Below are 26,201 nucleotides of genomic sequence, written 5' to 3'. Positions count from 1 at the left end.
TTACGCTTTCTTTTTCCAACCTTTATATGGCTTATCTACTGTCGGCTTAAATGGTAAACTGATCTTCTTACCTGTCCCTGCAGACTCATAGGCCGCATAAATAACCTCCAACACAGCTTTGCCATCCTCACCAGTTACTAGTGGTGTTTTATCGTTTTTCACACAGTCTACAAAGTGTTCAAACTCTTGCGGAAAACCGTAGTTCCAGTTTTCCTCATACATGGTGTAGCTCCAGCCAACTGTATCACCAGCCTTTTCTACCGCGTAGCCCACGCCTTTTGTACTATAAGTTTGAATAGAGTTGCCCTGAAGCACATCTGCATAAGCCACGCCTTCTGTGCCGTGTACCTCTGCTCTATCATCCATTCCACCCAGCTTACACCAGCTTTCTTCCATCATAGCCGTTACGCCATTTTCAAATTCAAGAATCACAATCGCATTATCATCGCCAATCGTTTTATCCGTATGAACACTAGTATTCATTTGGGCATAAACTGAAGTGATTTTGTGTCCCGGATTCAGCCAACGAAAAAACTGAATACCATGGCAGCCCATATCCATAGTAACTCCACCGCCAGAGCGTTCTACATCCCAAAAATGGTCAGAATGTGGGCCATCGTGCTTTTCGGACTGTTTAAGTAACACCGGTTTGCCCAAGGCACCTTCATCTAACAAAGCCTTTAGGCGTACATATTTTGGTGTAAAGCACAATTCTTCCGCATACATCAACTTTACGTTAGCCTCTTTACACGCCTCAATCATTAAGTCGGCCTCTTGTAAATTCATGCAAAGCGGTTTTTCTACTACAATGTGTTTGCCTGCCTGCGCGATTTTCAGCGTGATTTCACAATGCAGATAGTTAGGGGCACCAACCACAATCATATCCAACTCATCCATTGCCAGCATTTCGTCCAAGTCGGTAAAATGATGGGGAATATTAAAGCGTTCGGCAAACTTCTGTGCATTGCCCGGAGTTGGCGACATTACGGCCATTACATTGGCATCGGCCACACGCCTAAGGGCATCAGCATGAATGCTTGAAATGAACTGAGAACCAATTAAACCTACGTTTACTTTTCTATCCATGGTGAGTTATAGTTTTCCTTGTTTTACTTGTTCTGCGGCAAAATTTGCAGCCCTTGCCGTTAAGGCCATGTACAAAATTGATGGGCTTTGATTGCCTGTACTGGTCATACAAGCGCCATCGGTTACAAAAACGTTTTTACAACCATGCACCTGATTATGCTCATTGAGCATTGATGTTTTTGGGTCATTGCCCATGCGAGCACCTCCCATTTCGTGTATGTCCAAACCAGGTGCTTGTTTGTTGTCGTGGGCATAAATATCTCTTGCACCCATTTTCGACATCATCTTACGGCTTTCCGTAAGAAAATCCTGAATCATTTTTTCATCATTATCATCGTAGTCCACATCCGTTTCTATAAGTGGAATTCCCCACTGATCGGTTTCTGTTTTACTCAAAGTAATACGGTTTGTGGCCTTCGGAATAGTTTCACCCTGCATGTACATATACATTTGCCAAGGCCCTGGCTTGGTTAACTTCTCCTTAAAATCAGCACCTATTTGCGGCTCGTTTTCAAGCACTTCCCCTGCTCTATTTCTATAAGCTCCGGTAAATATGGTGTACCCACCCACAAAATCTGTATCGCGTTCTTTTAGGTTTCGGTAATTGGCAATAATGCATTCCGTTGGATTCTTACCATAAAAGTACTTGTCTTCGAAGCCATCAATAGTTCCACCAGCCCAACCGCGGTAAAGATGGAAGGCTACATACCTCCCGAGCAGATCGTTGTCGTTGCCCAAGCCATTTGGAAAGCGTTCCGATTTTGAATTCATCAAAACCAAAGTACTGTTTAAAGCTGAAGCATTCAGGAAGATTACTTTTGCATTGTAAATATGCTCTTCCATTGTGTTGGTATCTATTACTTTCACTCCAGAAGCTTTACCGGTAGCATCATCGTAAATCACTGAATGAACAACAGAAAATGGTCTTATAGTAAGATTTCCCGTTTTTTCTGCCCATGGCAAAGTAGAGGTTACCGAGCTAAAATAGCCACCATACGGACAGCCTCTCATACACAGGTTTCGGCATTGGCATTGGCCTCTACCCTGCTCTAAGTGAATTTGGTTGGGCTTGCTTAGTTGCGCCCACCTTCCTTGTACCAAATGTCTGCCCGGAAAGTGTTCTTTCAGCGTTTGCTGCATATGCTGCTCCACACAATTCAGATCGAAAGGTGGTAGAAAATCGCCATCTGGCATCGCTTCAATACCATCTTTATTACCGCAAACGCCTATAAATTTCTCCACATGGGTGTACCAAGGAGAAATGTCGTTGTAGTCAATTGGCCACTCAATTCCGTAGCCATACCTTGCCGGAGCTTTAAATTCATAATCGCTCCAGCGTTGGCAGGCACGGCCCCAAATGAGTGATTTACCTCCGACTTGATAACCTCTAATCCAGTCGAATGGCTTCTTTTGCACATAAGGATGGTCGGCATCCTTAATAAAAAAGTGTGCAGTGTCTTCGCCAAAACCCGCAGCTTTGGTTATTAGCGGGTTTTGATCAATAAAAGCTTTTGTCATGCTACCGCGGTGCTCAAACTCCCACGGATTTTTCATTGCGGTTGGGTAGTCTTTAAGGTGCTCTACATTGCGACCACGCTCTAGCACAAGGGTTTTTAAACCCTTTTCGCAAAGCTCTTTGGCCGCCCAGCCACCCGAAATACCTGAACCAACAACAATTGCATCGAACGTATTTTCCATAGTGATTCTCTAAATCTTAAGCTTCAACAGCGTGTGGCACGTACTGCCCCTCAATTCCGCCTAACTTTCTTAAACTGCTGGTTCCGCAGGTAATGGCCATTTTAATGGCCTCTTCCAAAGGCTTGTTTCTAAGCCAAGACCATACAAAGCCAGCTCCAAAATTATCTCCAGCCCCAGTGGTATCTGCTATCTTTAGCCCCTTTGCCAATGCTTCAGGTACAGAAAAATCTCTGACTGTCTCTCCCTTGAAAACCCTTGCCCCATTGGCTCCGCGCTTCATTACCACCATGCCACAACGTGAACTAAGCCATCTTCCAGCTTCATCGCATGAGCTCATGCCCGAAATCTGAAGCGCCTCTTCTTCGTTCGGAATAAAGACATCAATATATGGTAAAAGTGGATGAACAGCACTCCAGTTTCCTTCAGGTGCCCAGTTAGTATCGAGTGAAACAGATACACCTTTTAGCTCTAGTTCGCTTAACAAAGGTACCCACATGCTGTGTAATTGATCGAGCAGAAAGTAGCTAGAAATATGCACGTGATCGGTTTTTTCGAAAATTCCGCAGGCCTTAATTTGTTCTTCACTCACTTCGCCCAGCGTACCCTTATAAGTAAGCATGGCGCGGTCATCCTCGTATGCTAAGTTTAAACCAAGGGCGGTTTTTACATTTTCGCTGGTAAACAGAAAGTCAGTCGACATGCCAATCTCCTCAATCTTTTGGGTTAGCATGCTGCCAAAATCATCTTCGCCAACAATACCAAACATGGCTGCGTTGCCACCTAGTTTATTGTATTGAGCAGCAAAAATGGATCCCGACCCTCCAATGTCTGTTTGGTAATCGTTCACATACTGTTCCACTTGGCCGTAAATAGGCTTTACATCTCCGGCCACCAACAAATCCATGCAGAGGTCTGCAATAACAGCTACTTCGTATTTCATTTTTTAAGCGGAATTAGGCTAACTTCTTTAAAGTAAATTACATCATCGCCACCGTGGTTTTGTAAACCAATGTAGCCTTGCGCTGGCCTTGGTCCACGGTCTGGTTCATAGTCGAGTTTTTTCTCTGGAACAGGGTCACCCTCAGTAAAATCAGTAACCAATACGTCATTTACTTTTACAATTGTTCTTGTTCCATCGAGCGTAATCTCCATAGTATTCCATTCACCAGGAATTCCTGGAGCGGCTTTCGCCTTCGTTAAAGAATAAAGCACACCTGTTTTGTGAAATTCGTCTTCCCTATCGTCAATTTGTACTTCGTAACCACGGTTTACGGGCATCCAAGCCTCGGTTGGTTGCTCAGGAATTCTAATAAAAACACCAGCGTTATTTTGATCGGCACCTTTATAAACCACTCTAATGGTAACATCGCCCAGCTTTTCAGGTGTGTAATAAAGCAGCCCCATGCCCCCTTGGGTTTTCAACAATCCATTCTCAATTGTAAAGCTACCATCACCTACATGTTCCCAGTTGGTTAGGTCTTTTCCGTTGAATATTTCTTGCCTTTTTTCTGTTTGGCAAGCACAAAAAATTGTAGCCACCGTTAGCAGTAATAAGTTTAATCGAAGGGTTTTAGCGTATTTCATATTCCAATATCCACTAAATTGCAACCACTCTTTATGTAAATTCTTTCACAAAACTTGTAAGATTTGACATGAGCAAAATTGAAGAACAAAATCTAAAGCGCTTTTACTTTGAGCTGAATGAGCAGAAGCCAGTTGAACTGCTGGTGAATAATCATTTGAGCGAATCGGACTATTGGTTCGATATGCACTATGAGCTTGAGATTGGGCTTTTGATGCGTGGCCGTATGAAGCGGGAGTATTTGGGCCACGAAACGATTTTGCACCCAGGACAAGTTTGGTTTTGCAGCATGTGGGAACCACACGGTTTTGAGCTTTTGGAGATTCCTTGTGAGGTGGTTGTATTTGTAATTGATCCTCAATTTTTAGCAAAAAACAACCTATTGAATATTGATATGCTTGCTCCTTTTATGGTCTCGCCAGAAAAGCGACCGCAGTTTAGTGGGGCGGAGAAAGACAAAGCGCTGCAATTGGGAGAATCTGCTAAAACCATACTTAAGGATAGTGAACGCACCACCGAATGGGCTAAGCTACAAGTGCTGCAATTGCTATTAATGCTGAACGAGCAATGGCGCACCTTGCCAAATGAAGACCAAAAGTTTACCAAGCACCTTTCTATACACAGTGCCTTGCAGCTGGTTTTTAACGAAAAAAGGCTCATTACCACTGAAGAAGCCGCACAAACCTGTGGTTTGTCTGCATCATCATTCAGGCAAAGGTTTAAAGATTTGATGGGCACAAGCTTTTCTGATTTCGCCTTGCAGTACCGAGTGCGTGGCGCTGCTGCCGACCTAAAACACTCTGATCAAACGCAAGAAGCCGTAGCCATGAACTGGGGCTTTACCGATGCCAGTCACCTGCATAAGTACCTAAAAAGGTAGCACTGTATAAAAAAGGCATCCCCTCCTTCTCACTAGGGATGCCCTTGAAAACCTGAACTAGCAGGTGCTAGTTAACTCCGATTGCACTTTTTTGGCGTTAACTAATTTCTTTTATTCCGCAGGAAAAACATACGTACCTACAGCTCCTGCTTTCAAAGCAGTTTTTATATTTCCGACTCCCGAACTAATTGCGAAGCCTTGTTCTTTGTCTGTATCGTTCAGCACAATGGTCACCAAATCCCCGTTTGGTGCTTTGAAAGCTACGTTTGGCAAACCACCTACTTCATTAGAGCCAACTCTTACTGCGCCTGGTCTTACATATTTAGAAGCATGCGCAATGATATAATATGCAGGGTTACGGATCACTTTGTCTCCATCAATGGTAATAGCGCCCAAGCAACGGTCGCAGCCACCACGGTCGGTATGTGGGTTCTGCTCTGGGTCTGCTGCAAGGTTCCACTCTAGCACCGTTTTGCACCAATTACGCGTAGCACCAATAATTAACTCACGCGTATGCCATTGCAGGTTTTCCGGAAAATTACCCGGTGCACCTACCCATTGCTCCGTAAAGTAAAGGTTCTTGTCAGGGTGTGCTTCATGCACTTCTGAGAGCGCTTCAATTTCACCACCGTATAAATGAAAGGCAGAACCATCAATGTACTTCTTTGCTTCAGGGTCATTCAAAATGGTGATTGGATAATCAGGCCTATCAGCATTATGGTCGTAAATAATAATCTTGGTTTGAAGACTGGCATTTTCAAAAGCTGGCCCTAAATGGTTTTTCACAAAGACTGCTTGATCTTCGGCTAGCATTAGCAAACTCGGGTTGTTGCCGGGGTGCAAGGGCTCATTCTGTACAGTAAGCGCATCAATTGTGATACCCTCTGCAGCCATCCCTTGAACATATTTCACTAAATAATTAGCATAGGCATTGTAATACTCAGGTAACAAGCTTCCTCCGCGGGTGTCATTATTGTCCTTCATCCATTTTGGTGGAGACCATGGAGAACCCATAATTTTAATATCAGGGTTGATAGTCAAAATTTCCTTTAGAACAGGAATCAAATATCTTCTGTCATAGTCCAAGGAAAAGTGTTCCAACTCGGGATCAACTTCACCTTCTGCCAAGTCATTGTAGGAAAATGGCTTTTCATCAAGGTCGGAAGCGCCAACACTTAAACGGATGTAGCTCACGCCAATACTTCCTTCCCCAGTTCCGAACAATTCATTCAAAACCTTAGTACGTGCCGCTGCCGACATGTTATTTAGGTGAAAGGCGCTGCCTCCCGTAAGGGTATAGCCAAACCCATCAATTTGCTGAAACTGCGTTTGTTCATCAATTTCAATTACAGGAACACCGCTCACTTGTTTGGAAGAAACCTTGAGCGCACCTTCTGTTAATAGCTGCGTGGCATCGGCAGTAGTTACCATAGACTTTGCCTGCTGCTGAGGCATTTGGCAGCTCACCATAGCAACCGAAAGGCACAAAGCCAGACAGCCTTTCATAAGAAAGGAAATATTCAATTCAGGGTATTTCATTCTATTCGTCTCTAGTTAATTTATGAGTAGCTTTTTGTAGGTGAGTTTGTTGGCATCTTCAAAAATAAGAATGTAAAGGCCAGACGAAAGTGGCTCATTTACCTCCATTTTTTCAATGCCCTTTTGCGGTGTTATCTGCTTTTGTTTTTGGCCATTTTGGCTTTGAATAAAAATAGTGCTCGGTCGAAAACCAGCAGCAAATTCAATGGTAAATTTACCCTCAGTTGGGTTTGGGTAAAGATTAACTGGTGCTTCTTCCAGTTGCTTTTCGATTGACGTTGGCTCTGTTTCTGATACAAATTCCAACTCAAACCAATTAATGTTGAATAGCGAAGCGGTAGCTTGTAGCCTTAATGTCTGCAAACCTTTTTCCAAGTAAGCCAAAGCCCCTTGCTCCGTTACCCAATTTTGCCATGCGCCTGTGGCTCCAAACTGCACTTGCGATAGCAACTGCGCAGAACCAGAAGCCAATACTTTTCTTAAAGCCAAGCTTCCGCCATTCGATTCGGACGAAACGCGAAAGCTTACATCATAATAACCTGCCTGTTGCACATCAACCATAAAATCTAAATAGTCACCATTATCTGTATGGCCTACGTTAGATCCGCCTCCTGCATCTTGTGTTTGCTCTACCTCAAAACCACTATTGTTAATGAAGTCTTCAGCTTCAATTCTTCCAGGAACCATATGAGGAATCACACCTCCTTCAAGCACAATTTTGATCTCTTCATTATCGAAAGCAGCCAACGGCACACCGTTTTTACTAACCACACCTGTGCCATTATAACTCAAGAATATTTCATCGTTGTAGCGCAGCTCGGTGTCGGCCTCCAATTCAATTGTTCTATCAGAGACTTCAGAAATAACTGCGCTAGTAATGGAAACAGCCTCACCATTTACGGTGAGACTAAATCCATGATCGCTATGAATAGTTTCGAATGGCTGGTTAAAGACCAGCTCTATCTTTTTTTTTTCGTTAGTGCCCTTTTTATCAATCAATACAGGTGCACTATTGCTCTGAGTTGGGCCATTCAATTGCATGTAATTGATGTTGAAACCGGCCTTATCAATGTAGACCTGCATCACATTTTTACCCGCTTTTAGGTAAACATCTTCCACAGTGGTAGACTGCCAGTTGTTATAGCCACCAGTATTTGGTAGTTCTATGGTTGCCGCGGCTTTTACATCATTTATTGAAACGTTCACCTGACCACCGCCACCGGCAGTTCTTAGCGTCAAATCGTAGTTGCCTTCTTCTTCAACCTGCACAGTATATTTTAACCACTCTGTATCTTCTGTCCAGCCGATGGTGTAGCCATTTGTAACACCTTCATCAGTACTGGCCTGAATATCTACACCGTCATTTCTGTATTGGCCGCCTGTATTCCAAGCAGCTCCACCAGCATCGCCTGTGGTGTTTGACGATACAATATCGAAGTAAGCAAACTGATTTTTACCCAAATCGTAGTCTACGGCAAAAATCACGTTGTCCTCATTTGGAACAACCGTATGCTGCTTAAAAGGAATGATCTCATCGGTATGTGGTTGACGAATTTTGGCATCTACCACGTCTGGATGGTAAACATTGTTTTCCAGCTTCAAGTCTTCCGTCATTTGCATAAGGGCGTCATAAGCCTCATCTGCTGAAGGCTTTGCACCGTTGCCATGCCAGTAATCCAAAATAGCCTGATAACCATCGTTTCGTTTGATTTGGAGCGGATTGTTACCACCCAGCTTCTTCAAAGGCCACCAAGACCAACCAAAGCTGTTCGTTTCAAAAAGGTTGATCGCGTTGGTAAACCAAGTGTTCGAATTCTCACCCGTTTCACCTAACCAAATAGGCACATTGCGACTGCTGCGCATATCTAACATACCCTGAATCGCTCCTTGGGTATTTGGGTTCCAGTATTTGTGGTAGCTTATTACAATGTTATCGTCCCAAAGGCTTGGCAACCCATTGTAATTGTTCCCCCAGCAGTTCCCTTCAATCACAATAATGTGATTCTGATCTACCTCTCTAATGGCCGCTGTAACCTCCTTCTGTAAGTTCCAAAGAGGTGTATTCGCACTTTCAGCACATCCGTTAAGGTCGCTTGCATGGTTCTGAAAACCCCAGTTTGGTTCGTTAATAATATCGTATGCGGCAATGTGTGTTTCATCTTTGTAACGTTCCGCCAGCTTTCGCCATAGGGCGACCATCTTTTCTTTGTTCGCCTCACTTTCCCATAGCGAAGGCTTGTCCTTGTCGTAGTCACTAATGTCCGCGTTCTCTCCTTGTCCGCCAGGCGCAGCGTGTAGATCAAGAATTAGGTAAATATCATTTGCCTTACACCACTCTAAAAGTGCATCGGTCATTTCAAACCCTTTGTCAATCCAGGTAATTTCACCTTCAACAGGTTCGTCTTCAATAGGCGGGGTAAAAAGTTTGTAGTGCATTGGAAGGCGCACCATATTATAACCCCACGAAGCCATGGAGTCAATGTCTACTTTTCTCACATGATTGGCCAACCATGCATTGTAGAATGTTTCGGTTCTTTCAGCACCAATAAGTGCTGTTATTTTTTCTTCAATTTCGTGTTGAGGGCCGCCAGTTCCTAGCATATACCCTTCTTGGAGCATCCAGCCACCAAGGCCAATTCCTCTCCAGATAATTTCATTGTTGTTTTCATCTACTATTTTCTGACCGTCAGTTTTTAGAAAACCCTGAGCGATTGAGTTGATTGGAAGTAATATCAGACAAGCGATGAAGGCTAGACCTGTTGTAAGTCCGTTTTTCATTAGAAGTAAGGTTAGTTTGGGTAGGAAATTAAGGGGCGAACAAAGGCTGCCCGCCCCTCACTCTATAATGATGAACTTATTCTGTTCCTCTTAATTCAACGTTATCGATGGAAATACCACCAACACCAAGATCGGCACCGCCAATCTTCATAACTAGGTAAACAGTACCCGATTGGTCAAAAGTAATTTCACCGTTTTGGCCAACTAAATCGCCAGAGCAACCTATTTGTGCAAGGTTACCGCTAAACGGTGCGTTACCGCAGCCATTCCAAGTATTCAAGCCAATTTTATTGCCGCCATCAGAGTAGTCGTTACCGTCAGATGGTGCAAAGCTTCCAAAGAAAGTTTCCAACCAAACGTCAGTAGCTCCATTTCCGGCTACGCTAGCTCCAAACTTGTAAGTTTTACCAGCTTCAACATCAATTGCTTGATAGAGGCCAGCATGGCCCCAGCCACCACCAGAAGCAACCATTTTACCATCTGTCAAGTCGATGTTAACTCCACCTGAGATGGTGAAAACAGTCCAATGGTCGAGCGCGTCTTCGCCCATTTTGCTTCCGGCAACTAGGTTTCCAGCTACTGGGTCTGGGGTGTCTACTACTATTTGCTGTACAGCAGCAGTATCTACACCGCCAGCCGTTACAGCTACTAATGATATATCGTAAGTTCCTACGTCTGGCAAGAACAAGGTTTGTTGCGCCTCGCCTTTCGAATAACCATCGCCAACGTTCCAATAGCTACCAAAAGCACCTGTAGTAGTATTGGTAACTACGTAGCGGTTGTTTTGAGTAGCAGGCTCTATGGAAAAAGAAGCCTCAGGAGCTGGTGCCAGGTCTAGGTCTGAACTCTCTGGGGTACATGCACTGAATAACAGTGCACTTAACCCAGCAAATAGAAAAGAGTATGTTTTTAAATTCTTCATTTTCTTACTGTTAAAAAGTTTACAGATTAATACGCTGGGTCTTGAACCAGTTTAGTATTCGTAAGCTCCAATAATGGAATAGGAAGTCTGTCGTGCTTACCTGCTACAAAGCCTTTATCGGCCAATTCGGAAGCAGCCATGCCAGTTCTTACAAGGTCGAACCAACGGTGGCCTTCACCAGCAAGCTCCAGTCTTCTCTCTTGCATAATGTTTTCAACAGTTGCAGGTACAGAAGTTAAACCTGCACGTGTACGAACAGCATCAAGTAATGCTTGTGCACGAGAGGCGTTTCCACCACTTCTTACCAAAGCCTCAGCCTCTAACAAGTAGGTATCTGCCAAACGAATCTCGTACTCGTTTTGGTAGAAGTTCAACTCGTAGTTACCACCACCGGTAGAAACATCCGATTGCTTACCAGCCACTTTGGCTAAGAAGAAGCCTGTGTTTTGGTAACCAGGAGTATAGCTAAGTGTACCAGCTTGCGCCAAACTATCAATGTTTGAAATAGTAGCAGGGTAACGCTTGTCTTCTATTCTATCATACTGATCTACCAAGTCTTGCGTAACAGGAAGGAAACTCCAACCAGAAACATAGTCTGGTGCTTGACCAGGAACCAACACGTTGTAATCACGTGGTGCAGTCATAATATTCAGAATGTTACCTTCGGTACAACCGATACAGTCCCAAACACCGTTTGACTTAGAAGTATGAGACACTTCCATGATGCTCTCAGTATTGTACTTGTTAGATGTATCCCAAAGCTCAGCAAAGTTGTCAAGCAATTCGTAACCATACTGGCTAGTACCACCTGGTGTTCCGTTTACCGCGGCAAACTCTTGTGCTGCTTCAGCATACTTTTCTCTCCATAAATACACTTTACCCAACAATGCGTGACCTGCACCTTGTGTAGCCCTACCTGCTTCGGTAGATCTTGGTACAGAAGTTGGCAAACCTGGAATTGCTGCCAATAAATCGGCCTCAATTTGATCGTAAACCTGATCAGCAGGTACTTGCTCTACGTTGTACATATTGTCAGGGTCAATTGGCTCTGTCAACAAAGGAATCTCATAGAAGAATCTGATAAGATCGAAGTAGTAGAATGCTCTCAAAAACTTCAACTCTGCAGTATACCTAGCCTTTACATTGTCATCCATGTCTATTTCAGGCAGCTTAAGCAACAAAGTGTTTACACGGAAAATACCAGAGAAACCTTTGCTCCAAAGCGAGCCCTGCGGGCCAGTTGCAGCATCGAGTGTGTAGTTAGAGAACACCTGAGCGTTGGTAATATCTTGTGCATTACCACCACCTGCGTAAAAATCGTCCGAACCAGCATTGGTAGAGAAAAGCTTGGTGATGTAATCACCGCTACTCCATCCAATTGGGTCGTATGCTGCTACAAGACCGTTGTAAGCCTCTTCAGCATTTTTGTAGTAGTTGTCTTCAAGGCTACGACCTTTTGGTTCTACCTCAAGAAACTCATCGCTACATGCTGTGAAGAATACACAAGCAGCAACAAGAAGTGACCAATATTTTAATCTATTTTTCATGTCTTATTTCTTCTTAAAATGTAACATTTACACCTAGCATGAATGATCTAGCTTGTGGATAAATACCACGGTCGATGCTCATTACACCACCACCAATTTCAGGATCGTAACCAGTGTATTTAGTGAAAGTCACAAGGTTTTCAGCCATTACATAAACACGTGCTTGCTTCATACCCACTTTAGATGAAATTGAGTTTGGCAATGTGTAACCTACCTGAAGGTTTTTAATTCTGAAGTAGTCACCATCTTCTAAGTAGAAGCTTGACGGACGGCTAAAGTTCTGATTAGGATCGTTGTCAGAAAGTCTTGGGTAAGTGTTAGAAGTACCCTCGCCAGTCCAACGACCTAAAGCAGCGTTTTGGTAGTTTGCGTTCGAAAGGTCAAGTCTTCTCAAACCTTGGAAGATTTCGTTACCCGCAACACCTTGCGCGAACAATGTAAAGTCCCAAGCCTTGTAGTTGGCCTTCAAAGTAATACCGTAAGACCAATCAGGAATTGGGCTACCGATAAAGTCCCTGTCTTGCTCGTTGATCTGACCATCGTCATCAAGATCAGCCCAAATAAAGTCACCTGGTTGTGCATTTGGCTGAATCACGGTACCGTCAGTACTAGTATGCGCTTGTACATCGGCAGCATTTTGGAAGATACCCAAGATTTTGTAGCCGTAGAATGCGTTGATTGGTTGGCCAACAGCAGTTCTGGTAATTGGAGCACTACTTGCTTGGAAGCCAACACCACCATCAAGGTACTCAACACCATCACCTAGGAAAGTAACTTCATTCTTTAAGTAAGAAACGTTACCATTTACACCGAACTGGAAGTCACCAATTTCTTTTTGGTAGCCTAATTCAAATTCGAAACCATCGTTTTTCACATCGCCAACGTTGGCAGCAGGGTTACCAATAGCTCCTACATAACCTGGGATTCTTGGGTTCTGAAGAATACCAGAGGTTACTTTGTTGTAGTATTCAAAAGTCACTCTGAAGTCCTCAAATACGTTCGCTTCGAAACCAATGTTAGTTTGTGCAGTTTCCTCCCACTTCAAAGCAGGGTTTGCTGGTGCATCTGGGCTATAACCAATAGTAAACTGATCGTTACCGAAAGTATAGTTACGGCCACCACCAATAGTAGAAATGTAGGCGAAGTCACCAATGTTATCGTTACCAACAACACCGTAACTACCTCTTAGCTTCAAGAAGTTGATCACATTGTTTTCTGGCCAGAATTCTTCACCAGAAACTACCCAACCTGCAGAGAAAGAAGGGAAAACACCATACTTATTATTGGCACCGAAACGGCTTGAACCGTCACGTCTGATTACACCAGAGAACATGTACTTCTCATCGAAGTTGTAGTTCACTCTTGCGAAAAGTGAGCTTACTTTGTGCTCAGCACTTTCATAACCACCTGGGTTGGTCGACTCTACTGGTACATTGAAGTTCAATGAAGCATCATCGAAATTATCTACCGGAATATCATAAACTGTTAGGTTAACACCTTTTGAGAAGTTGTCTCTATAAGCACCTTGACCTAGCAACACGCTTACATTGTGCTTACCAAACATTTTCGTGTATGAGATAGTGTTCTCAAGGTTCCAGTCCATTCTTTGGTTAGTACCTCTGTTAAATGCAGTCTGGTTTGTGTAAGTAGAAGCATTCAAATAATACACTGGGTTGAACCACTCGTCTCCCCAGAAAGCGAGCTTAGTACCAATTGTAGTACGAAGTTTAAGACCTTCAATCGGCTCAGCTTCTAAGAATGCATTACCAACGATATTGTCAGCACTACCGTAGTTACCCAATCTAGTTTGGATGTAGGCAAGTGGGTTACTCATTTCGTTACCCACGTACTGAGAGATACCGTAGAATCTGCCATCAGGAGATTTAACTGCACCTACAGAATCAACACTGAAAGGATACTGGCTCAAACGGTTAGGGTCCGTTTCGTAAATTGGAGTAATCGGGTCAAGGTTGATTGCAGAACTTAAAGGGCCACCAAACTCAGAGTTGGTGTTTCCTAGTCCTACACTTCTATCTTTAGAATAACCTAAGTTTTCACCGAAGGTCAACCAAGGAGCAAGCTTGTGAGTAGAGTTGATACGTACGTTGTAACGTTCGTACTCCGAAATATCAGTGGCAACAATACCTTCTTGCTGTAAGTAACCGAATGATAGGTAGAAAGTAGAAACATCGTTTCCACCGCTTACGCTCACCTCATGGCTTTGTCTTCTTGCATTATCATTGAAGATCACATCTTGCCAATCAGTTCCTTCACCAAGCGCAGCAGGATTTTCGAAGATCACACCATTACCAGCAGCTAATGAAGATTCGTTTCTTAGTGTAGCATATTGCTCAGCATTTAAAAGGTCTAACTTTCTTGCTGGCGCAGACGTACCAAAGTATCCGTTATAGTTAACAGACATTGAACCTCTTTTACCACTTTTGGTAGTAACCAAAATTACACCTGCAGCAGCACGAGCACCATAAATTGCTTGTGAAGCAGCATCTTTCAATACTTCAATCGACTCAATGTCTGACTGGTTTAGGTAACCAATACCACCATTGTCTACTACTACTCCATCAACCACCCAAAGCGGATCGTTATTGTTCAAAGTAGTAATACCACGCACACGGATGGTAGCACCAGAACCAGGCTGACCAGAGTTGGTAGCAATGGTAACACCGGATGTACGCCCTTGTAGCGCTTGGCCCACATTGTTAATTGGTAACGTTTCCAGGTCTTCAGATGAAACACTAGAAATTGCACCAGTAACCACTTTCTTTTTCTGTACACCGTATCCAACTACTACTACTTCGTCTAGTACGGCAACATCAGGCTCTAAAAAAACTTGTAAGTCAGTTCTTGAACCCAAAACATACTCCTTTGTTACATAGCCAACAAAAGAGAAAACAAGTGTGTCTGTTGGTGAAGCGTTTAGCATGAATGAACCATCGGCATCACTAATATCTCCGGCCGAAGTATTCTTAATGCGAATACTTACCGCAGGTAGTGGCTCCGATGTTTCAGCATCTAGCACCTTACCAGTTACAGACCTAGTTTGTGCCGAAGCCCATGTGGCCACCAGCATCAAACCGATCAACAGGTAATTCTTAACTCTCATATTATATAGGTTTTAGCTTTTAAAGTTTTCCGGCAACCAACTGCAACATGCTATCGATTGCAGGAAATGTTAAAAAATCATAACGCAAACTATTTAATGGCTTAACACATCAGCATTTTGACATTACACTTCGAATACACCATGATTATTCACACCACTCGCCAACCACTCGTCAAACTTTATAGCTTTTTGGTTATCAATAACTTGCAAGGATTCAATTTTTCTATCAGCTTTGTTAAATGTGATGAGCGGAAGTGTCAAACGTTTGCAAAACCTTGCCTATTTCGCCTCTTCATATGCCGATAAAACCTAAAATGATGAAACGCGCCCCTCAGTTAAGCCTAGTTTTACTATGGTTTACCTCACTGCATACTTTGGTTTTTGCACAAACCAACACTTCAGAAACACCCTTTTCTTCTATTAAGGGCTTACCGGGAATTATACATTACAACAGAGAATCGTTTAATGCAGACCCTCAATTTTGGACTGTAACAGAGGATCAAGCCGGCATTACGTACTTTGGCAACAATGATGGCGTACTTATTTATGATGGCGAAGAATGGCATCAAATCACATTACCCAACAGTTCATCGGTCAGAAGCTTGACCATCGACTCATTGGGAAACGTATATGCTGGAGGTTTTAACGAATTCGGCCTAGTGAAAAAGGATGAAACAGGCCAGTACTATTACGAATCGAGTTTAGATTCTCTGAGACTTTACGGACTAGATGTAGGTAATCTCTGGCAAGCCACAATCATCGGTAACAAATTGATTTACAGAAGCTTTAATGAGCTTGTAGTAGTAGAAAACAATAAAGCAACAAGGCTCCCCTCTCCTAGTGCCTTTATTTACGCATACGTTTATAACAACCAGTACCTAGTTCAAGATCAACATAGTGGAATACAAAGGCTCAATTTAGAGACCATGACTTTTGAACAAGAGTTTTCGAATGCGCAGTTTCGATATGAAGAGATCATTTCTATGCTCCCTACAAGCCAACCAGACGAACTCTTAGCAACTTCAAAAACAGGAACTCTTTTTCGTGTGAATATGAAAAAGAAAACTGTCAAAATCTTAAGAGAGTTGTTTGAGGAGAAAGAGATCAATCAGATTATTTCAACCACACAAGTAAGCCAAAACCTTTACTATTTAGGCACATTAAGTTCTGGGATTATTGCCGTTAACCAAGATGGGGCAACCGTGCAAGGAGGCCACAACTTTGACGAGCTACAGGACAACAGTGTACTCAACCTTTATAAAAACCAGCACGGCAATGTGTGGGCACTACTAAACAATGGTTTGGACCTGATCACACACTCCTCTCCTGTTACCACCATTTTTAAGGATGCCTCTATATATGATGTACTTATTCAGGGTAACGACATTTATCTGGCCACCAACCAAGGCGTGTTTTACACTTCTACTCTAAACACAAGCAATCAATCATTTACCAAGGTAAAAGGATTGGAGGGACAAGCATGGACCTTGCAAGTGCTTAAGGGAGATATTCTGGTTGGAATGGACAAAGGGCTTTTTCAGGTGAATAAACTTGAGAGTAAGCGCATTGGGAACACTGGCGGAATTTGGAAAGTAATACCGATTAAGTCGAACCCAGACTTATTCATTGTCTCCTATTACAGCGGTATGCAACTATTGGCAAAGGAGAACGGTGAGTGGAAAATTCTAAGGCACATACAAGGTTTTGACGAATCTACCCGTGACATTCTAGAAACAGACACCCCTGGTACTTTCTGGGTATGCCATGGCTACAGAGGTGTTTTTAGGCTCATGATCGACAAAGAGTTTACACGAGTAACTTCTTTGGAGCATTTCACCACACAGAATGGCTTCAAAAGCCCATATAACATTAATGTGTTCGAATGGCAGGGAGAAGAAGTATTCACCTCAAACGATGGTGTGTTTTCTTACAATGCAAAGAACAATCTTTTTGAGCCTTTTAAACCACTCAATGCCCTACTCGATTCTACTGTAAACACAAGAACATTGTTAGAGTATGAAGGTAAAACTTGGTTCGTGCAAGACGATGAAATTGGCTATTTCGAAACGAATGCTAAAAACCCGAAATTGGAAAAAGGTATCTTTCTTCAATTCAAAGGCACACTAAACAAGGGCATGGAATGCATAATTCCACTCAACAACAACCAAGTGCTGATTGGCTCCAAAACTGGGCTTTACCTTGTTGACCTTACCTATTCCAATAACCGAAAGGCTGCTTCCACAATCATCACTGGGATTAATTACACTAGTAAGGAAGATCAAGGATGGCTGCCCATTAGCAATTCAACAAGCCTAACATTACCCAATGGAACCAGTTCCTTGAGGTTCAATTTTGCCTCTCCCGGAATTGAAGGAGAAACGGACATACAGTATGCCTATAAACTTGTAAATGCAGATAAAGAATGGTCTGACTGGCAACTCACGCCTTTTAAAGAGTACTCTCACCTAAGACCTGGTCGCTACGAGTTTGAAGTAAAAAGCCGTAGTTTATTAGGTACCGAAGGACAAACCGCCAGCATTGTATTCCAAATTCTTCCACTTTGGTACCAGACTATATGGGCTGTGATTGGCTACATACTGGCCGCCATTTTGGTAATCGTTTTTCTCATAAGAATGGTAAAAAAACGTATTGCCCTAGAAAACATAAAAGCCCTAGAAACAGAACAAAAGGCCAAAAAACTGCTAGAATTAGAGCTAGAGCAGTTTAAGTTAAAAGCGGAAAAAGAAAAAATAAGTCAAGACAAACAGCTGCTTGAAGAAGACGTTCTTTACAAGAGTAAAGAACTAGCCAATTACACCATGTTATTGGTTAAAAAGAAAGAAATCTTCAGCGAAATTCAAGAAGACATTAAAGACGTAAGACGAATGGTCCGCAATGAAATGTCTCGCAGAAAGCTGCAAAAGATGTTTACTAAGCTAAATCAACACGCTATTGATGAAGAGTACCTGCAGGTTTTTGAAACCAACTTTGAAAAGGTACACCATCAATTCTTCGATGTGCTTAAGAAAAGATTCCCGGAATTGTCGCAGCGAGAGCTCAGGTTATGTGCGTTTATTAAAATGAACCTGAGTAATAAAGAAATCTCCCCGCTTTTGAATATCTCTGTGCGAGGAGTTGAAACTGCCCGCTATCGTATTAGAAAAAAGCTGAACATGGAACATGATCTGAACCTAAATCAGTTTTTGGAAAACATAGGCTCAGAACATACATCCGAGGTCAGCCAATCATAAAACAAGCGGGCTCAATTTTAAACCTTAGTAACTTCAATAGCATTCATGCCTTTTGGTCCTTTCTCGAGTGAGAACCTAACTCTGTCACCTTCTTGAATTGGCTCTTTCAAACCATTTACGTGAACAAAGAAACGATCTTGTGAACCGTCCTGATTGATGAAACCATAGCCTTTAGAATCATTGAAGAACGCCACACGGCCTCTTCTTTCGGTTGATAGATCTTCCTCTTCTTGTTTCGGAACACCTATTTCTATGCTAGAGGCTTTTACCTCTTTTTTCTTCTGAGTTGGATCCGGAGGAGTGTCAGTAATGTTTCCAAACTCATCAACATAGGCCATCATGTTCTCCAAAGTACCATCCGTGGCATTGGCTTTTCTTTCCTCCTTTTTGAGTTGCTTCTCTTTACGTTTCTGTAATTTCTTCTTCTCTTTTTCTTTTTTACTGAATGTCTGTTGCGATTTCGCCATGCAAAAGCTTTAAGGGTTAATAATGTAATGGCAAAGCCTTAAAAGAAGAGGTCGTTCAGTGCGCGAACGAATTAGTCTTAAAGATCGGACTCATTTCGGGAGAAACTCCCATTTAGAAGTTAGAGATGTCGTCTGGCCTTGCACTACAAAGGTATGGAAATCATCCCATATATAGAACCGATACCACTATATATTCTAAAATCAATAATTTCATAAAATTGCACTATTCTAATCAGGCAGCATTTACATATTCCTGCGTCTAACCGAGGCATTTTTAACTACGAAACACTGGCAATTGTAAAGTGAAGCACACTTATAAATCTAACTACGCTAGCTCAGAATTGACTAAATCGGCCTGTATAGAGCCAATTCATATGATTATTTAAGAATTTTTAGAAAAATATTTGCATTCACTTTTAAGCAACCTGCCACTACCATTCTGTAATTGACGTCCATAAATTATCAATCACCCAAAGCACCCCTAACGACAGCATCTGACATAAATTGTATTATATCCTTTTTTGTTTCAACTTACAGGAAAGAGATTCAATTAAAAAACATCAAAACTTCACCTAACACGAGTAACTATGAAAATTACAAAATCAAAACCTGCAGAGACACATGTTATGAGTACTATTTCGGCTGGCACAAAGTTTACTGGAAACCTAGACGCTAATGCTGCATTGAGAATTGACGGAGAGCTTGATGGTGACATTAATTCCACCAATAAGCTTGTTACAGGCGTTGATTCTTTGATTACAGGGACAGTTAAATCTGAGGAGATTTTAATTGGTGGCAAAATCAAAGGAATGGTTAATGCTACCAAGGTTATTCTTCAGTCAACTGGTTTTGTTGATGGTGACATCAAAGCAAAAGAAATCGTTATTGAAGCTGGCGGCATGTTCAACGGTGCTTGCGAAATGACACAGAGCACACCTACTATTGCGCTAAAGGCAAAACAGGCCTAATTCAATCACCTAAATAGGCTCATATGAAAAGGTTTGCTGCATTTGCCGTCCTCTTTTTCATCTTATCGTGCCATGCTATTCGCGCCCAAGTAGGAATAGGTAGTGAAGAGTTTGTACCTGATGAAAGCTCAATTCTAGAGCTTCGGTCTGACTCGAAAGGACTACTCATTCCAAGGCTTACGCGTGACCAGCGTGACAGAATGGACAACCCTTCTACTGGTTTGCTAATCTATCAAACCGACTTAGAATCAGGTTTCTACTTCTATAATGGTGAAAAGTGGGTTTCTATCTTGGCCTCTGACGGAACTATTGTACAAGATTACCAGTCGATTGCTTTCGACCCGGTAACCTATATGCTAACACTAGAAAACGGTGGTCAAGTTGATCTCTCCGTACTCCGGTTCGGAAGAAGTCTGGAGCAAACCGTAGACAATGGTGATGGCACCATAACCTTCAATTACAATGATGGCACCTCCTTTACAACAATAGACCTTCGCGGCAGCAAAGGGGATAAAGGGGACGATGGACTGGACGGAAGAACTATTCTTAGCGGCAATACTGATCCAAATTCAAGCGAGGGCTCAGAGGGTGATTTTTACATCAATACAGCAAGCAGCACCTTCTTTGGCCCTAAAACCAATACCGGTTGGGGCACAGGAACCTCCCTTAAAGGGGATCAAGGCCCTGCAGGTGTTAATGGTGCAGATGGCGCTGACGGAACAAACGGAACTGATGGTGCAGACGGAAAAGACGGCAACTCCTTCCTTAATGGAACTGGTGCTCCTGCAGCCACACTTGGTCAAGACGGGGACTTTTATATAGATACAAATGCAAATACCTATTACGGCCCTAAAACTGCTGGCGCTTGGGGAACCCCTACTTCACTTGTTGGGCCTTCTGGTGCCGATGGAGCAGATGGTGTTGACGGAACAAACGGAACTGATGGTTTAGACGGAAAAGACGGCAACTCCTTCCTTAATGGAACTGGTGTTCCTGCTGCTACACTCGGTCAAGACGGTGATTTCTATGTAGACACAAATGCAAATACCTATTACGGCCCAAAAACTGCTGGTACCTGGGGAGCTGCTACATCACTTGTTGGGCCTGCCGGTGCTGATGGTATTGACGGAATAAACGGAACTGATGGTGTTGATGGTAAAGACGGCAACTCCTTCCTCAATGGAACCGGTGCCCCTGCCGCTACACTCGGCCAAGATGGTGACTTCTATGTAGACACAAATGCAAATACCTACTACGGCCCTAAAACTGCTGGTGCCTGGGGAGCTGCTACATCACTTGTTGGGCCTGCCGGTGCTGATGGTATTGACGGAATAAACGGAACTGATGGTGTTGATGGTAAAGACGGCAACTCCTTCCTCAATGGAACCGGTGCCCCTGCCGCTACACTCGGCCAAGATGGTGACTTCTATGTAGACACAAATGCAAATACCTACTACGGCCCTAAAACTGCTGGTGCCTGGGGAGCTGCTACATCACTTGTTGGGCCTGCCGGTGCTGATGGTATTGACGGAATAAACGGAACTGATGGTGTTGATGGTAAAGACGGCAACTCCTTCCTTAATGGAACCGGTGCCCCTGCAGCTACACTCGGCCAAGACGGTGACTTTTATGTAGATACAAATGCAAACACCTACTACGGCCCAAAAACCGCTGGTGCCTGGGGAGCTCCTACATCACTTGTTGGGCCTGCCGGAGCAGATGGCGTTGACGGCACAAACGGAACTGACGGTGTAGATGGAAAAGATGGTAACTCTTTCCTAAACGGAGCTGGTGCCCCTGCGGCTACACTCGGTCAAGACGGTGATTTCTATGTAGATACAAACGCTAATACTTACTATGGCCCAAAAACCGCTGGTGCTTGGGGAACAGCTACTTCACTTGTTGGGCCTGCTGGTGCCGATGGAGCAGATGGCATTGACGGAACAAACGGAGTTGATGGAAAAGACGGCAACTCCTTCCTTAATGGAACCGGTGCCCCTGCAGCTACACTCGGCCAAGATGGTGATTTTTATGTAGACACAAACGCAAACACCTACTACGGCCCTAAAACTGCTGGCGCTTGGGGAACAGCTACTTCACTAGTTGGGCCTGCGGGTGCAGATGGAGCAGATGGCATTGACGGAACAAACGGGACTGATGGTGTAGATGGAAAAGACGGCAACTCCTTCCTTAATGGAACCGGTGCCCCTGCAGCTACACTCGGTCAAGACGGTGACTTTTATGTAGATACAAATGCAAATACCTACTACGGCCCTAAAAGTGCTGGCGCTTGGGGAGCCCCTACTTCACTAGTTGGGCCTGCGGGTGCAGATGGAGCAGATGGCATTGACGGAACAAACGGGACTGATGGTGTAGATGGAAAAGACGGCAACTCCTTCCTTAATGGAACCGGTGCCCCTGCAGCTACACTCGGTCAAGACGGTGACTTTTATGTAGATACAAATGCAAATACCTACTACGGCCCTAAAAGTGCTGGCGCTTGGGGAGCCCCTACTTCACTTGTTGGACCTGCTGGTGCAGATGGAGCAGATGGCATTGACGGAACAAGCGGAACTGACGGGGTAGATGGAATAAACGGAACTGATGGCGTTGACGGTAAGTCAATGCTAAATGGTACTGGTGCGCCTGCCAATACATTAGGCAACAATGGCGATTTCTACATCGACACAAATACCAATAACATTTACGGCCCTAAAACCGCAGGAACCTGGGGAGCTGCGACTTCATTAATAGGTCCGGCAGGTGCTGACGGCACTGATGGCGTTGACGGAATAGATGGAACAAACGGCACCGATGGTATAGACGGTAAGTCGATGCTAAATGGAACTGGTGCGCCTGCCGCCACACTAGGCATTGATGGCGATATTTATTTCGATACTGATGCAAATGCAATTTATGGCCCAAAAACAGCGGGTGCTTGGGGAGCAGCTACTTCGTTAGTAGGGCCAGCAGGCGCTGACGGTGCAAATGGAACAGACGGAATTGATGGAATTGATGGAATTGATGGATCAAGCATTCTCAGTGGAACAAGTAATCCTATTGCCGCAAACGGTACTGATGGCGATTTCTACATCAACACCAGTTCATTACAAATATTTGGTCCAAAAACGGGCGGAGCTTGGGGCACTGCTACCCCACTTCAGGGTAATGGTATACAGTCTACAATGGATAATCCCGATGGTTCCATCACCTTTACCTATACAGACGGAACCAGTTTTACCACACAGCCTGACGGTGACTTTAGTACAACTAATGAGCTAATTACAGGCATAGCCTTGGTCAATAAAACGCTGCAAATCAGGGAAGCTGGTATTACCAAAACAGTAGACCTAAGTCCTGTATCTACCACTTCTAAGCTTGTAGACACCGACTTGAACACGACCATAGATGTAGATGAAGGTGGATTTAATGATGATATTATTCGATTTACCGTTGGCGGAGCCGAGAAAATGAGGCTCACAGGAAGAACCCTCGAAGTACTTAACAACAGTAGCTCAATTAATATTGGCAAAGATGCAGGAATTAATGGAACGGGTGCAGGAAACATTCTATTGGGAGACGAAGCCGCATATGCCAATACCTCAGGGAATAACAACATAGCCATTGGCTATAGAGCGTTAAGGCAAAATAGTACGGGCAATGGAAATGTTGCCATTGGTTACTATGCAGGTTACAATGAAACAGGTAACAACAAACTCTATATAGAGAACTCAAACAATCCAAATCCTTTGATTTGGGGCGATTTCTCCACAGATGTTGTCAATGTAAACGGCAAACTGGGAATTGGCCTGCTTAACCCTGGCGGAATCACTAATGAGCTAGAAGTGAACGGCCATGCGACAGTAATAAGCCTTACAGAAACTTCAGACAAACGCTTTAAACAGAATATTGAGGTAATTACAAACCCAATTGATGCCATCAAGTTGATTAATGGTGTTAGATACGATTGGCGAATTGATGAATTTCCTAATAGAAGATTCAAAACGGGAAAGAACATCGGTTTTATCGCACAAGAGGTTCGAGCAGTATTCCCCGAACTAGTATCCGAAAGTTCTGACGGCTATTTATCTGTTTCTTACTCTGGATTGACCCCTATTTTAGTTGAAGCTGTAAAGGATCAGCAAGAAACTATTGAAAGTCAGGCACAAATTATTGACGAGCTTAAAACCATGCTCTTGGAGCTCAAAAAAGAGACTGAAAAACTAAGCGAGGAAGTTTCCAAACTAAAAGAAGCAAACGCAACTAAGGACAAGTAAATGAAGGGCTTTAGCATTGCCATATTGCTTTTAATCTGTAAGGCACAGTTAATTGCCCAAACCAACTTTATTGTTGCGGGCAACACTTACTTTGGCAGTACTGGCGATGTACATATTACTTCCGTTAACACGCATTTGCTTAACCAGGGGCAAGTAAAAATGAGCGCTGGCGCTGTTCATTTATCTGGCGACAAGGAATTAATGATTGGCGGTGTAGGCAGTACGCAATTTTTCAATCTTAGCCTCTCCAACACTAAAAAGAGCTACTATTTGGAGAATGACCTTAAGGTTGAAAGCATACTAGAAATGCGAAACGGAGCCTTCGACCTAGACAATTTCAACCTGTATTTGGGAGAAGCCGAAGGAAGAATAACTGGTGAAACAGAAATGGCCTACATAACAGCAACCGGACAGGGTGAGATTGTGAAACCCGTAATGCTAACAAACCCGAATGAGCTGGATGCCGGAAACCTCGGGTTGACTCTCACTGCCAATCACAACTTTGGTTATACCGAAATTAGAAGAGGCCATGACAGACAACAACTACCTGCAAGCGAAAGCATCGGCCGGTATTACTACATGGTTCCAGAGTCTTTTCCAGATACGGAGGTTACAGTAGGTGTAGATTTCTTGCTGCGCGAATGGTACGGCCCTGCAGACCAACAATTTCAGATTTGGACCAAAGACACCAATTTTTGGGAAGCATTAAATATTCAGAATGAGAAATACAATCCAGGTAGCCATTATTCCCTAAGCAGTACTGCGAACAATCAGTTTATTTGGGTAACTGTTGGTGCCGAAGAACCATTTGAAGAAACGCTTGATGAAGTCCCTACCGCATTTACCCCTAATGGCGATGGCAAAAACGATACGTTCGTAATCCCATGGATTTATAAATACCCAACAGCCATTGTCATGATCTTTAACCGTTGGGGAGATAAAATTTACACCACAAACGATTATGCTAACAACGCTTGGGATGGCACATTCAAGGGCAAGGTATTAACACCTAACTCCTTTTACTATACCGTTTCTTTCCCCGACAAAAACAAAGGCTCACTTAAAGGGAATATCTCAATTGTAAAATGAGGCGCCTAAAATCCATATGGCCCCTATTGTTTGTTTTAATCCTGACCATGCCACGTTTGCAAGCACAACAACTTGCACAGTACAGTCAGTATTTAAACAATTATTACCTCATTAATTCGGCAGCCACTGATATTCAGAATAATGTAAAAATGCATTTGGGCTATCGTGGACAATGGTCGGGTTTCCAAAATAGTCCTCAAACCATTTACCTATCGGCATATGCCCCACTAAACAAGCCGAACGATTCGCAATACATGCAATCGGCTATGCGCCTTAGCGATAGGGTCGACTCCACAGCTTTAACCAATAAGTTTCAAACGGTAGGCAATCACCTTATTGGCACTACCATTACCTCCGATAACCTAGGGCTTTTTAACAAAACCACATTTCATGTAGCCTATACTTACCACCTGACTCTAACCAGAAAGCTGAGGTTAGCGGCTTCTCCAAAAGTTGGCTTTGTAAACTTAAATCTAGCCGATGACTTGAGAGTGTTAGAGGATAACGATCAGCCTTTTGAATCATTTGTGAATGAATACGATCAGATCGGAATGGCCGATTTGGGTTTTGGCTTATGGCTATATAGCGATGACTTTTTTGCCGGCTACTCAATGGAGCAATTGCTAAAAAACAAAACCAGCAACATAGAGGCTGGAGATGAATACGAATTTCTCCCTCATCACTTTTTTATGCTGGGCTTTAAATACAAAATAGCACCACGATGGAATTTGGTACCCAATACCCTAATTCGATTAGTTAATGGCACCCCAGCCAGTATCGATATGTCTGTAAAAGCCGAATATGGTAGCAGGCTTTGGGGGGCACTCTCCTATCGCAAAGGCAATGCTTTTGTGGTTATGGTAGGTGCCAAAGTTTCCGAAAGATTCAGCTTTGGCTACTCTTTCGACCACAGCACAAATATTACTCAGTTAAACCAAATAAACGCGCACGAATTGACACTCCAAGTAAACGTATTCCAGAACCTTCATAAGTAAA

16 protein-coding genes are annotated in these 26,201 nt (G+C 43.3%); 6 read left to right on the top strand and 10 right to left on the bottom strand.

The features are described 5' to 3' along the window. The 4 genes from BMW98_RS09965 to BMW98_RS09950 are packed head-to-tail and all read right to left on the bottom strand — an operon-like array spanning position 1 to position 4,323. On the bottom strand, positions 1 to 1,086 hold the full coding sequence (locus BMW98_RS09965) for a Gfo/Idh/MocA family protein (protein WP_090258440.1): 1,086 nt from the start codon (positions 1,084 to 1,086) through the stop codon (positions 1 to 3). A 6-nt stretch (positions 1,087 to 1,092) separates the two neighbouring features. Then, positions 1,093 to 2,784: a GMC oxidoreductase gene (locus BMW98_RS09960; protein WP_090258439.1), complete on the bottom strand. Its 1,692-nt coding sequence runs from the start codon at positions 2,782 to 2,784 to the stop codon at positions 1,093 to 1,095. A gap of 16 nt (positions 2,785 to 2,800) precedes the next feature. Further along, positions 2,801 to 3,724, bottom strand: a complete 924-nt coding sequence (locus BMW98_RS09955; protein WP_090258438.1) for a carbohydrate kinase family protein — start codon at positions 3,722 to 3,724, stop codon at positions 2,801 to 2,803. After that, on the bottom strand, positions 3,721 to 4,323 hold the full coding sequence (locus tag BMW98_RS09950; protein ID WP_245733557.1) for a 3-keto-disaccharide hydrolase: 603 nt from the start codon (positions 4,321 to 4,323) through the stop codon (positions 3,721 to 3,723). Before BMW98_RS09950 ends, BMW98_RS09955 begins: the two co-directional genes overlap by 4 nt. 113 nt (positions 4,324 to 4,436) lie before the next feature. On the opposite strand from BMW98_RS09950, the gene BMW98_RS09945 reads away from it, so the two are divergent. After that, complete coding sequence (locus BMW98_RS09945; protein WP_090258436.1) at positions 4,437 to 5,246, top strand: helix-turn-helix transcriptional regulator; 810 nt, start codon at positions 4,437 to 4,439, stop codon at positions 5,244 to 5,246. A gap of 111 nt (positions 5,247 to 5,357) precedes the next feature. Here BMW98_RS09945 and BMW98_RS09940 read toward each other — a convergent pair whose 3' ends face one another. The 5 genes from BMW98_RS09940 to BMW98_RS09920 form a co-directional block, all read right to left on the bottom strand. Continuing rightward, positions 5,358 to 6,785, bottom strand: a complete 1,428-nt coding sequence (locus tag BMW98_RS09940; RefSeq protein ID WP_090258435.1) for a glycoside hydrolase family 30 protein — start codon at positions 6,783 to 6,785, stop codon at positions 5,358 to 5,360. Positions 6,786 to 6,800: 15 nt separating this feature from the next. Continuing rightward, complete coding sequence (locus tag BMW98_RS09935; RefSeq protein WP_090258434.1) at positions 6,801 to 9,563, bottom strand: carbohydrate-binding protein; 2,763 nt, start codon at positions 9,561 to 9,563, stop codon at positions 6,801 to 6,803. Positions 9,564 to 9,639: 76 nt separating this feature from the next. Continuing rightward, entirely contained in the window at positions 9,640 to 10,485 is an 846-nt protein-coding gene (locus tag BMW98_RS09930; protein ID WP_090258433.1) for a hypothetical protein, read from the bottom strand. Positions 10,486 to 10,511: 26 nt separating this feature from the next. Beyond that, positions 10,512 to 12,032 (bottom strand): RagB/SusD family nutrient uptake outer membrane protein, encoded by a 1,521-nt coding sequence (locus tag BMW98_RS09925; RefSeq protein ID WP_090258432.1) that lies wholly within the window; start codon positions 12,030 to 12,032, stop codon positions 10,512 to 10,514. A gap of 13 nt (positions 12,033 to 12,045) precedes the next feature. Continuing rightward, positions 12,046 to 15,153 (bottom strand): SusC/RagA family TonB-linked outer membrane protein, encoded by a 3,108-nt coding sequence (locus tag BMW98_RS09920; RefSeq protein WP_090258431.1) that lies wholly within the window; start codon positions 15,151 to 15,153, stop codon positions 12,046 to 12,048. Positions 15,154 to 15,467: 314 nt separating this feature from the next. Between BMW98_RS09920 and BMW98_RS09915 the strand changes: the two genes are divergently transcribed. Further along, on the top strand, positions 15,468 to 18,404 hold the full coding sequence (locus BMW98_RS09915; protein WP_170836514.1) for a triple tyrosine motif-containing protein: 2,937 nt from the start codon (positions 15,468 to 15,470) through the stop codon (positions 18,402 to 18,404). Between the two features lie 17 nt (positions 18,405 to 18,421). On the opposite strand, the gene BMW98_RS09910 is transcribed toward BMW98_RS09915, so the two are convergent. Beyond that, positions 18,422 to 18,871 carry a cold-shock protein gene (locus tag BMW98_RS09910; protein ID WP_090258429.1) on the bottom strand — a complete coding sequence of 150 codons (450 nt, stop codon included), beginning with the start codon at positions 18,869 to 18,871 and terminating at the stop codon, positions 18,422 to 18,424. A gap of 587 nt (positions 18,872 to 19,458) precedes the next feature. Between BMW98_RS09910 and BMW98_RS09905 the strand changes: the two genes are divergently transcribed. The 4 genes from BMW98_RS09905 to BMW98_RS09890 are packed head-to-tail and all read left to right on the top strand — an operon-like array spanning position 19,459 to position 26,200. Then, positions 19,459 to 19,839, top strand: coding sequence for a bactofilin family protein (locus BMW98_RS09905; protein ID WP_090258428.1), 381 nt, complete (start codon positions 19,459 to 19,461; stop codon positions 19,837 to 19,839). Positions 19,840 to 19,862: 23 nt separating this feature from the next. Then, the gene (locus tag BMW98_RS09900; RefSeq protein ID WP_090258427.1) at positions 19,863 to 24,116 is read left to right on the top strand and encodes a tail fiber domain-containing protein; all 4,254 of its coding nucleotides are present in this window, start codon (positions 19,863 to 19,865) and stop codon (positions 24,114 to 24,116) included. Beyond that, a complete protein-coding gene (locus tag BMW98_RS09895; protein WP_090258426.1) occupies positions 24,117 to 25,205 on the top strand; it encodes a T9SS type B sorting domain-containing protein in 1,089 nt (362 codons plus the stop codon). Beyond that, the gene (locus BMW98_RS09890) at positions 25,202 to 26,200 is read left to right on the top strand and encodes a PorP/SprF family type IX secretion system membrane protein (RefSeq protein WP_090258425.1); all 999 of its coding nucleotides are present in this window, start codon (positions 25,202 to 25,204) and stop codon (positions 26,198 to 26,200) included. Before BMW98_RS09895 ends, BMW98_RS09890 begins: the two co-directional genes overlap by 4 nt. Position 26,201: the final 1 nt, after the last annotated feature.

This window comes from Roseivirga pacifica (genome assembly GCF_900111145.1).
GTDB classification, from domain to species: domain Bacteria; phylum Bacteroidota; class Bacteroidia; order Cytophagales; family Cyclobacteriaceae; genus Roseivirga; species Roseivirga pacifica.
The sequence above is the reverse complement of the archived record's forward strand: the minus strand, read 5'-3'. Positions and strand labels throughout refer to the sequence as shown.